We start from the raw sequence: 16,498 nt of genomic DNA, 5'->3' as shown, positions 1-16,498 counted from the left end.
ATTTTTTCTAAAAAAATTACAATATTAGGAGGCAATAATGGCTCAACTATTATTTGAACATATTTATAAAAAATATGATAATGATACAACTATAGTAAAAGATTTTAATCTAGAAGTGAATGATGGAGAATTTATCGTTTTTGTAGGGCCTTCAGGGTGTGGGAAATCGACGACATTACGTATGATTGCAGGTCTGGAAGAGATTACAAAAGGGGACTTTTATATCGATGGAAAGCGTATGAATGATGTTGCACCTAAAGATCGAGATATTGCGATGGTCTTTCAAAATTACGCTCTCTATCCACATATGACGGTTTTCGATAATATGGCATTCGGTTTAAAACTTAGAAAGTATAGCAAAAACGAGATTGCCGAACGTGTAAAACATGCAGCGGATATCCTAGGGCTTGAGAATTATTTAGACCGAAAACCGAAAGCACTTTCAGGTGGACAACGTCAGCGTGTAGCATTAGGACGTGCGATTGTTCGGAATGCAAAAGTTTTTTTAATGGATGAGCCGTTATCAAACTTAGATGCAAAGTTACGTGTTCAAATGCGTGCCGAAATTTCGAAATTACACCATCAATTGCAAACAACAACAATATATGTAACTCATGACCAAATAGAAGCGATGACGATGGCTTCACGTATAGTTGTGTTAAAGGACGGCATCATTCAACAAGTTGGTACGCCTAAAGAAATATATGATTGCCCAACGAACGTTTTCGTAGGAGGTTTTATTGGCTCTCCAGGAATGAATTTCTTCAAAGGGACACTAACAGAAAGTGCTTTTATAGTTGGTGATTGGAAGCTCCAGGTCCCTGAAGAGAAACTAGAGTACTTTAAAAATAAAGGGTATATGAATAAGGAAATGATCTTAGGTATACGCCCAGAAGATTTCAATAATGATCAAACAGCTTTAGACTTGTCCCATCAAAATAAAGTAAATGTCAAAATTGAAGTGTCAGAATTACTGGGTTCAGAAACATATCTCTATTCGAATAATAATGGTCAATCTTTCGTTGCACGTGTTGACTCCTCAACAGATGTGCATAATCAATCAAAGATAGACCTTATGTTGAATATGGATAAAGCTCATTATTTTGATGCTCAAACTGAAAAAAGAATTATTTTATAAAGCCTTCATAATTGAAGATAGATTTCTTTAGAAGAATATAAAAAAGAGATTTAGGCTCATATCTAAATCTCTTTTGTCATATCAAAACTATTTTTTTGTACATAATGATTTTTTCCCACACATTAACTGGCAGTAATTTATTGAATAAGACCTCTACGTAATGCTTCGGCTACTGGTTATTTCTGTTTATCTAGTTGGATGCAAATTTGGATGCCTTTATACTACACAAGTTGTTAAATCGTCTCATATGAATATGGCATACTCTACGTTGATGATTGGTGGATTCTTCGTATTTATCGCTTTCTTAATAGCATACGTATTTTTACCGACAAATGCGTCAATTTTGTGTTCTTTATAATATGTCAACGTTTCTTGAAAGGCGGCTTTTGAAGCCAATAATTAAAATCATAAATGATATAAACGATACTTATAATAAGAGCTGGAAACAAAGAATTGAGTCAGTTCAGTTTGTAGCTGTAGAAAATCCAGTGAAAGCTTTGGAAGAAACCGATGCAGTAATTACGATAACGCCTTCGCGAAAACCATTGATTTTTAAGGAGTGGATTAAGCCAGGCATACATTTCAGTTGTGTCGGGGCAGACATGACTGGAAAACAGGAAATAGATGATAAGATCTTTGAGGTAGCTTCTGTATATGTAGATGATATTACACAAGCATCGACAGTCGGAGAAACACAAAGTGCTATAAGGGCTGGTATATTAGGCAAAAACAATTTGACTGAAATTGGACAATTCATACTTGGAAATGCGAAAGGACGTACAAGTAATGAAGAAATTACGATTTTTGATAGTACTGGTATAGCATTGCAGGATCTTGCAGTTTCAAATTATATTGTATCAAAAGCAGAAGAAATGAATGTTGGGACAATCGTGCAAATATAAAATCGATATAGAATTTGGAGGGATCATATTATGAAGTTAAAAGTTTATACATTAAATTCATTTGCAAAATCCATAGAGGGAGGGAACCCTGCCGGAGTGGTACTTAGCGCTGATTATCTATCAGATGAGGACATGAAAAAAATAGCAGGTATCATCGGTTTTAGTGAGACTGCTTTTGTCATGAAGTCAGACCTTGCTGACTTTAAGGTTAGATTCTTTACACCTAATGAAGAGGTTGATCTTTGTGGCCATGCAACGATAGCAGCGTTCTATACACTTTCAAGCCAAGGATATATTAAACCAGGAAAATATTCTCAAGAAACAAAGGCTGGAATTTTAAATGTAGAAGTAATCGAAGACCTATCAATTATGATGGATCAAAATGCTCCAAGCTATTATGAAATAATAGACAAGGAGGAAATTGCAGATTCCTTAAATATTACTATAGATGAAATGTTGGGGGATCTACCAGTGCAAATTGTATCTACTGGCCTTAGGGATATACTTGTACCGATTAGAAACTTAGATATATTAAATTCTATAAAACCAGATTTTGAAAAAGTAACAAATATCAGCAGTAAATATAATACCATTGGTTATCATATTTTTACCCTTGAATCACTAAAGGGTTCAAATGCTCACTGTAGAAATTTTGCACCTTTATATGGAATTCCAGAAGAATCTGCAACTGGTACATCCAACGGTGCCCTTTCGTGTTATCTGTATAAATATGGTAAAATCGAACCTGAACAAGTTATTAATATATCTGTTGAGCAAGGTTACTCTTTGAAAAAACCTTCAGAAATAGTTATAGCGTTAACCACTCAAGGGAAAGAAATTATTGAGGTAAAGGTGGGCGGAAAAGCATTGAATTTGTCTGAAACAGAGGTTGAAATATAATTGTAGAATATAAATTTCTAATAAATTGAAATAATAAGATAGCCGGATTAGGTGTTATGTTACATCTAGTATGGCTGTTTATTTCTTAATTAAGTATCCTTGGTAATATGTTGGCTATTATTATAACCAATTATATTATTAAGCATAAATTCGGGCGACATACAAAGGCAACCCCCTATATCAAAGGGGGGCTTAAGAGGTCTAAACCCATTATAAACCAGTTCGTCTTTTTAAAGTGCCCGTAGATGACAATCTAGATACGAATAAAATCAAGCCTTTTTACACCATTCAAACAAATACAACCGACTTATTTGCAATTGATGCAGATTATTTTAAGTGGAGCGCTGATGGGAGCTGGGTTAGCTTTCTATTAGCACCAACTGCGGCTTGGTCTAATGATAACAATACATTAGCTGTACTTTCATCAGCTGGAGATCAATTTCAAGTTATAGGGAAAATGCTTGGGTATGAAAAATGGATAAAGTGGGCTCCTACAAAAATTCAACTAGCCTTCATATCGGGTGAAGGAAGATTTTTTGTTGTAAACAAAAGTAGCGAGATTCCTACATTGAATAAACAAAAGGAATACACACATAAAGGATATGTAGACCTAGATTTAGAATGGCTTTCTCCAGATGAAATAATTGTTGTACGGGCGAAAGAAAACAAAGCGTGGAAAGAGGGACCAGTTCCAACTATGTTTACAGCGTTGTATGTAATTAATCTTGAATCAGGAGAACAAAAGTAGCTTACATTTCCAAAGAACAATAAAATAGATAATACACCTCAAGTAGTTGGTACATCTATTACTTGGTATCGAACATCTGAAAAAGAAGACCAAGGAGATGTCTGGGTTAAAGATAGTATGGATGCTCAAGAACATAGGTGGTTAAAAAATGTAGACTCTCCACCAACCCTTTTTTTATAAAAAGTAACTGAAACAACCGCAGATTTTATTTTTTATTATTTCAGTAAAGGGGGCGAACTACAAACCTTGATCTCGGTGAAAAAAGGGGACACTTTAATGAAGAAAATAATCCTACTTACCTTCAAACTATCGTAGCAGGTTAGTTGAAGAAGGATTAGAATAGAAGAACAAAATTAAATAACATTAGACCTTTGAGTGAAATGGGAGTTTTTTATTACTAGGAAATTTACAAGTATTAATAGAGTTTTATGAAAAATTAGGTCTTATACTTTATAAAAGATAATAGAGCAGCTTTATTGAATTAAAGAAGAAGAGAGTTGGACTGGTTATAGGTAGGGAAGGATCAGAAATTCCTTACCACGTTTCATAAAAACATATTGCATTTAATGTTGATTTAGAAGATTTAAAGAAAGCGAAAATATCGTTTAAATAGCATGGAATCATTGCAAAAATAGCAGGACGCTCAATGTATAAAAAGATTGAGCGTAGTATTTTGATCCTAAAAAGGAATTATTAAACCTGTATTCATTTAAGACAATAATTGAATTTCTATTACTCTTCTTTTTTAAGATTCAAGAAATTACTAATTACCTTTATATATTCATTTTTTGGATATTTCTTATATAATTCGCTGGATAATCGAATTGGGTCGCCAAAAAAGTATCGCTCATATTGGGTTTGTCTTGTTCCAAATGAACTCATTGTTAGATCCCAAGCTAAACGAAATATTTTCACTCGTTCCTCTGCGGTCTTAGTAGCTCCTTGAAGATAAAAATCTAAGTCATTTCTAATATTAGAATGAAACGCTTTCTCGGTTGGCAATGTAATCATTCCACTAGCTCCGATTAGCTGGATAATTTCAGTGAAACGAGGATAGATTTTAGGAAAGATGTTACCAGCAACTTGAAGCGGGAAAATTTCTGGACGCATATATCCCCATTCATCTAATTTTGCGTTGTTTTCAGATTTTTCTAATAAGGCTTTCATCGTTTCTAGACCAATGATGATTTCTGACATCTTTTCTTGGATATGTTGATACTCGCTTATATTAATTGTTTCTATAAGAAGCTCGGCAATACCTAAGACGAACTCTGTTTTTACAATTTGTCTAGTCAATACTTGGTGCTTAGTAAAGGGATGGAAAGAGCTTTGAATTGGGAATTCTCCGGCTACTTCTGCATTGCTGTAATAAAATACCCTATTCCAAGGTACTAATACATTGTCAAAGATGACGATAGAATCCATTTCTTCGAACCGCGAGCTTAATGGATGATTAAAAGAAGATTGTCCGCCGATGAATGTTTCCCTACAAATAAACTTTAATCCTTTTGTGTTAGAAGGGATCGAAAAAGCAAAAGCTTCATCTTCATTAAATAGAAATTTACCTACGCTAAATACTAATACTTCATCTGTTAAACCACCTTGCGTAGCAAGAAGACGTGCACCTTTAATGATGATTCCTTCTTCATTTTTATCAATAACTTTTGCGGCGATTGGCTCATCCGTATTTTCAATGTAGATATAAGAACGATTCACTTGTGGGGTAATAAAGGTATGTGTAAACGACAGGTCATTTTCCCTAGCCAATTCATAAAATGCTTGTAGATTGTTTGGAAAACATTTGTCCTTGTTATTTAAAAAGGATACTGAAGAGGCAAAGCTCATTAAAACTGTGTTCAAATAATCTGGGCTTCTTCCCATGATACCCCCTGAATACCTAGCCCAATGTTCAATCATCTTTCTTCTTCTTATTAAGTCCTCTTTCGTTTTTGGTTGCAAATAGGAAAGACCAATAAGTTCTCCTGATACTGGAGAAATAAAAGTCATCTCATCTTTTATTTTTGGATCATGTTGCAAATCATAAAGATCCGCTTTGGACTGAATAAGTCCCTTGAAGGCAGGGTGTTCTGATAACAACCCCTCAATTTTTTCACCGTCGTACCAAATTTCATTATTTAGCTGATTTAATCGGTTAATGTAATCTTTTCCATTAATAGCCCCCATGTTCCACTCCCCAATTTTAATTGATATTTAAATAAAATTATTCGTTTATAGCTGTTTTAACAAGTTAAATCGTCGAATATTTTATTACTATTACTAAAATTATTTTATGTAACTAGAGCTTGCTAATATTCTTTATTTAACTAACGCAGCATTAGTTGAAGAAGAAGGAGAAGAAGGTTTCTTTAAACAAAGAAACCAAAGTGAAACTATTAATTTCATAACTATATTGAATGAAATGGATGGCTAGAATCGGGAAGAAAGCCATTATGACTACTTCTTTAAATAATGAGGAAAGTAACTATAAAAGACTCACCAAGCCAGGGGCGTGACCCTTAGAAAAAACTTAGGAGGTGTAAGATTAAATTAGCTTTACCTTACTATTATTATGATGTGATAGCTATGTTTGTATAGTGAACGGCCTGTGATATAGATTAAACTTAAGATAATTTCTGGCATGTTTCTCCATTAAAGGGCACTGATGGAGGAAATATCATAGAAATGATCAATCTTTATTATAGAAGAATGATTCAATAAAATATACAAAGAGCACGTTTTGATTAAATTTTTTAAAAACATGCTCTTTCTTTTTGCTTGTTTATCAAGGCTATTATTAAACTCTTAATATAAGCTACAGACTTTCAACGATATGTTGAAAGTAGAATTGTTAGTTATTGTGGAAATTTAAAATTAATTTTACATTCTTTTTTATCCCAAATAAGGTGGGCATTAAAAGTTTTTTCTCCTTTTTTAAATCCTTTTATCAAGTTTGTTTCACCAGTTGACAAGAGTTTTTTCATATTCGATTGTGAAATAGTTTTTCTTAAAAGTTTCTTTGAAACAGAGAATTTACAATTAGCTGTTTTATAATTTGAACATCCGTAAAAATTGCCATGATCTATGATTGACCCCTCACAAAGGATACATTTCCCAACAACTGTTTTTTCTTTATTATATTTTTTGTTATACGGATTATTTGCAGTGATTTTATCGACTGCATTTTGATTAAATGCCCATTCCTTTTCACGCATGTTAGCATCTGAAATCAATTTGTCAGCAAGCTTTTTTACTTGTTCCATAAATACTTTAGGAGAAGCGTTGCCTTCACCTATTTCAGAAAGTCGTTGCTCCCATTTGGCAGTCATAGAAGGGGAAGTTAAGATACTTTCACCTAGTGCCTCAATTAGTAACATACCTTTAGTCGTTGCAAAGACTTGATTTTTCTTAACTTCGATGTAGTTTCGATCTTTTAATGTACCAATAATTCCAGCGCGTGTAGCTTCAGTACCTAATCCTTCCGTTTTCGATAAGACCTTTTCTAATTCCGCATCTTCTAAATGTTTACCAGCTGTTTTCATTACGGTAATTAAATTACCTTCAGAATATCGATTTGGTGGCTGGGTTTCACCTTTTTTTACGTTCGCTTTCGCAACGATACCTTGCTCATTTTCATGTAATAGGGGAAGTAGTTCATCTTTGTCTGTAGGTGAGTTATCTTTAGAATGATAAATAACCTTACGCCAACCTTCTTCCATAAGCACTTTGCCCTTAGAGATGAATTCTGCACGTTTATCGACAAGTGAATGAATCGTTGTGTAAGAAAATATGGCATTGTTGTAATGTGCAGCAATGACTTGTCTTGCAACTAAATCATAAATCTTTTCTTCTTCTGTACTTAGCGTCGCTACGTCTGGTATTTGCTCTGTAATAATAATTGCATGGTGATCGGTTACTTTTTTTTCATTCACATATCTTTTATTATTCATAATTGAACTTGTCGGTGGAGGAAGAAGTCCTTTATATTTATCAATTTTACTTAAATGCTTTAGTATCTTTGGTAGTGTTTTTGCTTCTTCATTCGTTAAAAATTGTGAATCAGATCTTGGATAGGAAACTACGCCCTTTAAATAAAGTTTTTGCAAAATATCCAGTGTATTTTGTGGTGAGAATTTATAGGCCTTGTTTGCTGTAGCTTGTAATGCAGATAAGTTGAATAACAATGGAGGAGCGTATTCCTTTGTTTCTCTTTTAATACTATTAATTTCTACATTTTTATTGATACAGAAATTAGCAATCGCAATAGCTTGTCTTTCCACTTGAACTCTTGAAATGTTATCTTTATGCCATTTTGCTTTTAACATTTTTCCATCAAAATTAAACTCTGTTTCCACTTCCCAAAATGGTTCTGATTTAAAATTCGCAATTTCATGCTCTCTCTTTACTATTAGTGCAAGTGTAGGTGTTTGTACACGACCAATTGAAAATACATCTTTCACGCCATTTCGTTTGAGGAGTACCGTGTATAATCTGGATGTGTTGATGCCAATTAGCCAGTCTGCACATGAACGACTTAGTGCTTCAAAATATATATCGCGTGTTTTCTCTTCTGGTAGTAAGTTTGCAAACCCATTTTTTACAGCGTTTTCTGTTAAAGATGATATCCATAGACGTTTCATCGGTTTATTAACACCGCATACTCTCAAAATGGTGCGGATAATTAATTCACCTTCACGCCCAGCATCACCACCAATGATGATTTCTCGAATATCAGGTCTTTTTACTAAACCTTTAATTACATTGAATTGTTTATATTTTGATTTTGTCACTTTATATTCGAATCGATCTGGAATAATCGGTAATGTTTCTAATGTCCATTTCTTCCATGTTGGATTATATTCCTCAGGTGCTTTCAATTCACATAGATGTCCTATCGCCCATGTAATTAGTGCTCCATCTGGAAAATATGTGTTAGGCTTAACTTCAAAATAACCAGCTTTTTTTGTAAAAGAAAAGGGGGCAGCTAATTTTGCTGCTTGATCTGGTTTTTCTGCAATTACTATTTTCATATATCCTTCTCCTATTAATAATAATTACAACTTCTTGTAAATTAATTATAAATTAATTTTCAGTATAACTGTTATATAAATAATTATGGCCATCTTTATTAGGAAATCTAATTTTAATGACTTATAATCTAAGCTTTCATACATTGTAATTAAGTCCATTACTATTTAGATAATGTACAGCAAGTGTCGCCTTAGAAGAAAGTTTAGTAGAGAAGACTGCTTAAGTATTGAACAAATTGAAAACAGGTTTACCGTATGAACATGAAATCCAGTTTTCCAAAAAGAAGCGTGTTTTCGACAACTCTAAAGTAGAAAGCCATAGTACGATTATACCGACGTATGTGATACCTAAAACTTTATCAAATGATGAGGCGATAGTTTATTATGCAATTTATGCCTATTGCTGAATATGAAACTCGCATAACTACTTATTTTATGAAATGAAGGTTATCTCAGCCTTATGAACTCCCAAGTATAAAAAGAAATCCTTTGTATTTTTATATTTTCCATTTATAAAAATATATAACCAAATTAAATTTTGTTTAATTAAGAGTAAGTCCATAGAATGGAATGAAAGATTTGTTAGTAGATTATGTAGAGTATTGACCTGAATGATATTGAATATAGAGAAGAAGGAGATGACTAATAGAGTACTTTGAGGAAATTGTATAGTAAGGTAAGATAAAATATTATCTAAATTTATTTATTTTTCTAACAATAATTAGTGTTTAATAGTTCTATTTTACAACTATTAATCTCTCGTTTATAACTATTTTTTCTTTAATGTAATATATAATATAATTGCTATCTGGAAAATATTCTGATATTGTTCCTCTTATAACTTAATATTTTTTGTTGGTGCGAATGACATTGTTCATTTGCTTAAAAGGGAAATCGGTGCAAATCCGATGCTGTCCCGCAACTGTAATGGAGAGTCTATACAATATGTCACTGTAGCGAGCTATGGGAAGGCGTATAGATGATGAACCTAAGCCAGGAGACCTGCCAATAAAAGCAACAAACTTACATAGAACCACGAGGATGGTTGTAGTGACTGGGAAGAGACGCCCTTTATTTAACTATGACATCCTCTTGTAGACAAGGGGATTTTTTTATGCCCTAAGAGAGGAGCACGTTTTGAAAAATCCAACAACAAGAAAAATCAACCTACTCTTATTAGTATTGACTGGTGTCGTTCTATTATCAATGACGTTAGCGATAATGGTAGGCTCTGTGTCTATTACACCTAGTATTGTATGGCGTATTATTTTGTCGCATATCCCGTTCAATCCACTTGGCATTACAGAAGATTGGGGTCGTTCGCAGGAAATCATCATCTGGCAAATTCGTACTCCCCGCGTAGTACTTGCCATACTAGTCGGGGCGGGTCTTGCAATTTCGGGAGCTGCTATTCAAGCTTTAGTTCGCAACTCAATCGCAGACCCCTACATTTTGGGAGTATCTTCCGGTGCATCTGTCGGGGCGACGTCTGTTATTTTACTTGGCGCTTTTTCATTTTTAGGTATGTATGCGCTATCACTTGCGGCTTTTATAGGTGCGACGATTGCAGTACTAATCGTGTTTTTCTTAGCACGAGTTGAAGGGCGAATTTCAGTTATTCGATTATTATTAGCCGGAATTGCCGTGTCACTAGTTTTGTCAGCAATGACGAATTTTATGCTGATGATGGCGAAAGAAGAGGGTGGCATAAAGGCAGTGATGTATTGGATGATGGGAAGTCTGGCTGGAGCGAAATGGGTAAATTTAATGATTCCGTTCGTTGTTTTAATGGTCGTCTACGTAATTTTACGTCTTCATGCACGTCATTTGAATTTACTTTTACTAGGTGAAGAATCTGCTGTTACGCTGGGGGTTAATTTAGAGAAATTTCGATTGCTACTAATTTTATTAATTTCCTTATTAACAGGTGTCCTTGTTGCTGTCAGTGGTGCAATTGGCTTTATAGGCCTGATTATTCCACATATCGTACGCATGATTGTCGGCTCAAATTATAAGTTTGTACTGCCAGTCAGTGCATTAATTGGTGCGATATTTTTAATATGGGCTGATGCAGCTGCGCGCGTTGTGATTGCACCTGAGGAAATGCCGATTGGAATTATTACGGCTTTATGCGGATGCCCATTTTTTATATGGATGTTGCGTAAGCAAATGTATTCTTTCGGGGAGGAGAATTAGATGGTATACGTAGCAAAAAACCTTACTTTTGCCGTGCAGCAGGTGAAAATATTAAACAATGTTTCTGTACATATTCAAGAACGCGAGTTTGTGGGCATAATTGGCCCTAATGGCAGTGGGAAATCGACCCTATTAAAAAATATGTATCGTATGCTACAACCTCAAGAGGGAGAAGTATTGTTATTTAATGAAAATATTTACAAGCAATCTTCAAAGGAGATAGCAAAGCAACTAGCCGTCGTAGGGCAGGAAACACCAGTGCTTTTTGAGTTCACTGTTAAGGATCTTGTTGCAATGGGACGTACCCCGCATAAAAGGCTTATGGAAGTGGATACAAAAGAAGATCTAGCTATTGTCGAGGAATCGATGCAGCAAGCAGGCGTACTGCATTTAAGTGAACGTACTTTTAGTTCATTATCTGGTGGTGAGAAAAAACGAGTCGTTGTTGCAAGGGCTTTGGCGCAACAAGCTAAGGTCATGGCATTAGATGAGCCAACGAATCATTTAGATATTCAGCATCAACTCCAACTCATGGATTTAATACAGAGCTTGCCGATTACGGTCATTGTAGCCTTGCATGATTTAAATATTGCAGCAACTTATTGCGACAAAATTTATGTTTTAAAGGACGGAGAAATTGCGGCGTATGGAACTCCGTTTGATGTATTAACACCCTCATTGCTACAAAAGGTGTTTGGTGTACATGCGGAAGTTAGTGTACATCCTGTCACGAAAAAGCCGCATATTTATTATATATCTGAGCAATTTTTATAGTTAGTTTAAGACTCTTAGATTTCTTTCTATCATATTTTTTAGAAAAAAGGAGAAGTAGACATGAAGACATTAAAAAGAAGCGTATGGCTTGTTCTTGCAATCGCAATGCTAAGTATTTTAGCGGCTTGTGGTAACGAGGGAAAAAAAGATTCAGCATCGCAAAGTGAACAAGTAGAACCAGCAAAAGCAGGAGCAACGGAAGTAACGATTGACAATAACAATACGACACAAGTCTATTCGCAAGCACCTAAAAAAGCAATTAGCTTAAATCAGCATGTGACAGAGATTATGCTAGCGTTAGGCTTAGAGGATTCAATGGTCGGAACAGCATATTTAGATGATGCAATTTATCCACCGTTACAGGCAGCGTATGATAAAGTTCCAGTACTAGCTGAGCAATACCCAACAAAGGAACAAGTGATTGATGCAGGAGCGGATTTTTTATATGCAGGCTGGAAAAGCGGGTTTAGTGAGAAGGGTGTCGGAACACCAGAAGAACTAGAAGCACTTGGCATCCACACTTATTTACATACATCTTCAAGCATTAAAAATCCTAAGTTAGAGGATATTTTCGGCGATATTCGTAACATCGCCAAGATATTCCATGTGGAAGAGCGTGGAGAAAAGTTAATTGAACAAATGACAAAAGATGTAGAGGACATTCGTGCGAAGCTTCCGCAAGAGGAGGGGAATTTACGTATCCTTGTATTTGATAGTGGTGAGAAAGAAGTTTTTACTGCTGCACAAAACTTCATGAATGAACTCGTGACAGTAGCAGGTGGAAAAAATATTTTCGGTGACGTTGAGTCTGGCTGGACAACCGTTTCAAAAGAAGATGTAGTTGAGCGCAACCCTGAAGTTATCGTTGTAATTGACTATGGTTCAACTACTACTGAAGAAAAAATTAATTTCCTGAAAAATGATCCGGCACTAAAAGAAACGGAAGCAGTATTTAACAAACGTTTCGTTATTTTACCACTATCAGCAGCATCTGAGGGTGTTCGTGCGGCCGAAGCAATTCGAATTTTGGCACAAGGATTTTATCCAGAAAGCTTTCAATAAAGAAGAGGAGCTAGCCATGTGCTAGCTTTTTTTATAGGAGGAGGGTAAAAATGACTATAAATGCTTTTAACCATAATATTCCTGAAAAAACATTTGCTAAGTTAAACAAAGAAGGTGAATTTACGCGTCTTGCTGTGAGTCCTGGCATTATCAACAAACATTATACACCAGCACAATTTCAAACAATCGCAGAGATAGTCGGAGTGAGTGGCGCTATTAAATATTCTGCGTCCTACAGTATACTACTATCCGTACCAACAATAGAATTAACGACTGCCAAAAGGAAGTTGGAAAAGGCGGGCTTATATATTGCAAAGCAAGGACAGATTGTAACTATGAAGGCTTGTGATTTTTGTGATGGCGATAAAATGGAGGCAGCACAGATTACAGAGGAGCTGTATCAGCAGCTTGAAGGCTTGGAAGTACCAAGCAGGATTCGCATTAATATGAATGGCTGTGCATCAGCTTGCTATAATGCCGTTTATGATGATATTGGGCTTGTATATCAGAAAGATAGCTTCGATGTGTATTTAGGGGCTGTTCCGATGGGGAAAAATGCACAGGCAGGGGAGCTATTTGTGAAGAAAGTGTCTGTACAGCATATCGAAAATCTTTTACAGGAAATAATTAGGCTCTATAAAGAACTTGCTCGCCACAAAGAACCGTTTTATAAGTTTTACAAGAGAACAAAAGCAGCAGACTACTGGCAAACGATAAAACATTACCCAGGTTATCCAATGCTATGAAAATAGTACCGTGGATTCCAGGAGGATATGATAAGCTACATACAAACAATTCGTATGCTGATAGGAAATGAAATGCTAATGACTGAAGCCTACCAAAACAATGGTAAAGAAATTGCTAGCCGATGGAACGGTATTGGTAAAAGGCTCAACAAGTAAAAAAGGTACTAAATTCGACGCTCATTTAAAATATGAGAAAAATCCAGATAACGAATACTTTAGTTAGAAGATGGGGTTTGCTGAAAATAAGGATTAAGGTATTAATTCTCTACGACCCTAAATTTCCAAAATGAAATAGGATAGCGTGTTCAATATAGAACATGCTATCCTATTTTTATACAAAATAGATATAATGTTCAGATGTTCAAAAAAATGTATATTAGATATAATATCATTAGTTGTTTTTATTCGTCAGGGGCTAAAGCCAGGCGTAGTATAGTAGGTAGACTAAGTTACTATAAATCTTTAAAAGGAGATATGTGATGACTACTATTAGAGAAATTGGAAGCTTATGTGTTACTGATAGAGATGGCCACATTATTAACCATTCAGACTGGAATAAAATCAACTCAATTTTTCTTCCTGTGATATACGATGTGGTTAATACGTATTCCACTCATCTTCAAGATGACTTACATAGTGTATACATAAGAGGATCCATTCCAAAAGGGATAGGTATTGAAGGCGTAGCTGACTTAGACACAATAGCGGTTACAAAACAAAACCCTAATAAACTGCAGTTAAAGCGGATAAAAGAAGTAGAACAAGAATTAAATCAAAAACATACTTGTGTAGATGGTATTGAACTAAGTTTTTACAGCATAGAAGATATTTTAAATACGTCATCTTTTTCAATAATTAGTTTCATACTCAAAACCCATGGAATATGTGTGTTTGGAGAAGACTTGATACCTCAATTACCAAGATATAAAGCTGACGAAGCTTTAGCAAATGACCACCTTATTCATTTACAAGGTCAAATTAAAAATGCCTGTGATGATCTTCAAGATAATTCTGATATAGAGGATATTAAAGATTGTTGCAAGTGGATTATGAAAATTATAGTAAGAGCAGGACTTGCACTTGTCATAACTAAAGCAAACACATATACAAGGGATTTATATCCTGCTTATAAATTGTTTTCGGAATATTTCCCTGAAAAGGAAAGCGACATGAAAAAAGCACTTGAATATGCCATAACACCAATAATAGATACAAACTTAATGTTATCGTTTTTAAATGAATTTGGAACGTGGATGGTTAGTGAAGCGGATAAATGGTTACAATTCTATAATCCCAATAGAGAATTAAACATGAAAATATAATCTAATTAATAACTTACGAAATTCGAATTTGGAATTAGCTTTGTTTTAGCCTATATTATTACGTTATAACAGACGGAATTGATTCCACATACAGAAAAAGGTAATCCCATCTTAGTCATGTCTAATATGGGATTACCTTTTAATTTTAAGCATTTTAGATTTTAGGTCAATCGTATAAGGCAAATCATTCGAGATGGATCATTTTCTACTTATGTTGCTCTACAATTGCACCCAATCAAATATTTTTATTTATTGATTTGTCTTTAAATTCTTTCCAATATACTGGACAATCTTGCGAAGTTCAGTAGATGATGGGCGTCCAAATGGACTTGTTTGTTTTTGTTGATATAGTAGTTGTCCATTTTCATCAACTAGGAAATAAGCTGGCTCTCCATGCGTACCATGATCCTCATAGGGTGCTTCCTCTCCGTGATAAAACACATCATATGCTTTTAATGTTTTTAACTCTTCATCTGCTAAGACAATAAAGGTAAGATTGTGCTCATCAACCATTTTCTTTAAATTTTCCAATTGATCCGTTGAGATTGTAATTAGATGTACATTCTTGTCTTTAAAATAACTTTTGTTTTCTTCAAGCTCTTTTAAGTCATGAAGACAAACAGGGCACCATGATCCTCTGAAAAAGATAATGAGATGCCAACTTTTATGCTGATTTTGATGAGATACAAAAGAGAATGCTTCTCCATTAACTGCTGGAAGAGTAAAATCGGGTACTTTGTCACCCAAATTAAATGTAGACATACTTATCCTCCTGAAAATTGTAAATTCTTATTGAGCTCTAGTCCGGATTTGGAACTCCTTTATATTCTTTCCTTTTCTAAATTAGATATGTAAAATTTAATGCCTAACTAGTTGCAAAAAAACCGTTTCTTCCAACAACTTCCGAGCTGTAATTTTTTCCGTATTCAGGCTTAGAAAAATGATATGAACATTGTTATTTGCCATTTCTTAGCATACTTTATTTCAAAGCAAACCACTTATTTTCATAACTAAAAAGTGGTTTTGCTTTTTTGTTGAATTTTTTGCAGTTAATATGGCAAACTGAATACGGAGATAAATCTGAACACGATCCATCTTTCACCTAATGGCATAAGCGTCTTACGAATAAATTGTTAAGTACGCCATGCTCCACATGGGGGACACTATACACTTTTTATATAATAAAGTTAGCAGGCTAACAGTTCGGGGGTAGAAAATTGAGCAAAAGGAGATCAGTTGGGTTAGAGTTGCGTACATTGTCGCTCTTAATGAGAAGACAATTGGATCAAACCATATGTACTATGCAAACGGATAGAGATAACCTTACTGCCATGCATGGCTGGACGATTGGTTATCTTTACAAAAATCAAGATACAGATGTGTTTCAAAAAGATTTTGAACGAGAATTTTCTATTCGCAAATCAACAGCGTCTAGAATACTGAAATCTATGGAAAGTAATGGATTGATTACTAGGCAAACTGTTCCCTTTGATTCAAGACTCAAAAAAATTGTCTTAACAGAAGATGCGTTGAAAATACATAACAGTATCATGACACGTAGAGTAATGCTTGAACAACAATTACTAACAGGTATCCCGGAAGAGAAACTTGAAGTTTTTTTTGAAGTAATGGATGCTATGAAAGAGAATATTGAATCTTGAAGCAGATGCTATTTTGAAGTTT

Annotated in this window: 13 protein-coding genes, 2 pseudogenes and 1 riboswitch; of the genes and pseudogenes, 12 read left to right on the top strand and 3 right to left on the bottom strand. The window is 34.6% G+C overall.

Annotated elements, in window-relative coordinates; all coding sequences use genetic code 11:
• Positions 1-37: 37 nt before the first annotated feature.
• From ACYQ73_RS09560 to ACYQ73_RS09545, 4 genes are all read left to right on the top strand, one after another.
• Entirely contained in the window at positions 38-1,138 is a 1,101-nt protein-coding gene (locus ACYQ73_RS09560; protein WP_460012266.1) for an ABC transporter ATP-binding protein, read from the top strand.
• 386 nt (positions 1,139-1,524) lie between these two features.
• On the top strand, positions 1,525-2,040 hold the full coding sequence (locus ACYQ73_RS09555) for a hypothetical protein (RefSeq protein ID WP_460012265.1): 516 nt from the start codon (positions 1,525-1,527) through the stop codon (positions 2,038-2,040).
• A 30-nt stretch (positions 2,041-2,070) separates the two neighbouring features.
• Positions 2,071-2,940 (top strand): PhzF family phenazine biosynthesis protein, encoded by an 870-nt coding sequence (locus ACYQ73_RS09550; RefSeq protein ID WP_460012264.1) that lies wholly within the window; start codon positions 2,071-2,073, stop codon positions 2,938-2,940.
• Between the two features lie 235 nt (positions 2,941-3,175).
• Positions 3,176-3,688, top strand: a complete 513-nt coding sequence (locus ACYQ73_RS09545) for a hypothetical protein (RefSeq protein WP_460012263.1) — start codon at positions 3,176-3,178, stop codon at positions 3,686-3,688.
• Between the two features lie 732 nt (positions 3,689-4,420).
• Here ACYQ73_RS09545 and hpaB read toward each other — a convergent pair.
• Both hpaB and ACYQ73_RS09535 read right to left on the bottom strand, forming a co-directional pair.
• On the bottom strand, positions 4,421-5,872 hold the full coding sequence (hpaB, locus tag ACYQ73_RS09540; RefSeq protein WP_460012262.1) for a 4-hydroxyphenylacetate 3-monooxygenase, oxygenase component: 1,452 nt from the start codon (positions 5,870-5,872) through the stop codon (positions 4,421-4,423).
• 668 nt (positions 5,873-6,540) lie between these two features.
• The gene (locus ACYQ73_RS09535) at positions 6,541-8,715 is read right to left on the bottom strand and encodes a DNA topoisomerase III (protein ID WP_460012261.1); all 2,175 of its coding nucleotides are present in this window, start codon (positions 8,713-8,715) and stop codon (positions 6,541-6,543) included.
• A gap of 176 nt (positions 8,716-8,891) precedes the next feature.
• On the opposite strand from ACYQ73_RS09535, the pseudogene ACYQ73_RS09530 reads away from it, so the two are divergent.
• The 7 genes and pseudogenes from ACYQ73_RS09530 to ACYQ73_RS09500 all read left to right on the top strand — a co-directional run.
• A pseudogene (locus ACYQ73_RS09530) lies at positions 8,892-9,144 on the top strand (type IA DNA topoisomerase); the annotation flags it as partial.
• 410 nt (positions 9,145-9,554) lie between these two features.
• A riboswitch (cobalamin riboswitch) is annotated at positions 9,555-9,739 on the top strand.
• A 182-nt stretch (positions 9,740-9,921) separates the two neighbouring features.
• Complete coding sequence (locus tag ACYQ73_RS09525; RefSeq protein ID WP_460012328.1) at positions 9,922-10,911, top strand: FecCD family ABC transporter permease; 990 nt, start codon at positions 9,922-9,924, stop codon at positions 10,909-10,911.
• A complete protein-coding gene (locus ACYQ73_RS09520) occupies positions 10,912-11,685 on the top strand; it encodes an ABC transporter ATP-binding protein (protein ID WP_460012260.1) in 774 nt (257 codons plus the stop codon).
• Between the two features lie 60 nt (positions 11,686-11,745).
• Complete coding sequence (locus tag ACYQ73_RS09515) at positions 11,746-12,747, top strand: ABC transporter substrate-binding protein (RefSeq protein WP_460012259.1); 1,002 nt, start codon at positions 11,746-11,748, stop codon at positions 12,745-12,747.
• A 50-nt stretch (positions 12,748-12,797) separates the two neighbouring features.
• Entirely contained in the window at positions 12,798-13,493 is a 696-nt protein-coding gene (locus ACYQ73_RS09510; protein ID WP_460012258.1) for a precorrin-3B methylase, read from the top strand.
• An 85-nt stretch (positions 13,494-13,578) separates the two neighbouring features.
• Positions 13,579-13,716, top strand: a pseudogene (locus tag ACYQ73_RS09505) (topoisomerase C-terminal repeat-containing protein); the annotation flags it as partial.
• A 256-nt stretch (positions 13,717-13,972) separates the two neighbouring features.
• On the top strand, positions 13,973-14,815 hold the full coding sequence (locus tag ACYQ73_RS09500) for a nucleotidyltransferase (protein ID WP_460012257.1): 843 nt from the start codon (positions 13,973-13,975) through the stop codon (positions 14,813-14,815).
• A gap of 249 nt (positions 14,816-15,064) precedes the next feature.
• Here the strand turns inward: ACYQ73_RS09500 and ACYQ73_RS09495 are convergent, their stop codons facing one another.
• Positions 15,065-15,577, bottom strand: a complete 513-nt coding sequence (locus tag ACYQ73_RS09495; RefSeq protein WP_460012256.1) for a peroxiredoxin family protein — start codon at positions 15,575-15,577, stop codon at positions 15,065-15,067.
• 455 nt (positions 15,578-16,032) lie between these two features.
• Here ACYQ73_RS09495 and ACYQ73_RS09490 point away from each other — a divergent pair, with 455 nt between their 5' ends.
• A complete protein-coding gene (locus ACYQ73_RS09490; RefSeq protein ID WP_460012255.1) occupies positions 16,033-16,476 on the top strand; it encodes a MarR family winged helix-turn-helix transcriptional regulator in 444 nt (147 codons plus the stop codon).
• Positions 16,477-16,498 lie beyond the last annotated feature (22 nt).

The organism is Lysinibacillus sp. CTST325 (genome assembly GCF_054665055.1).
The sequence above is the reverse complement of the archived record's forward strand: the minus strand, read 5'-3'. Positions and strand labels throughout refer to the sequence as shown.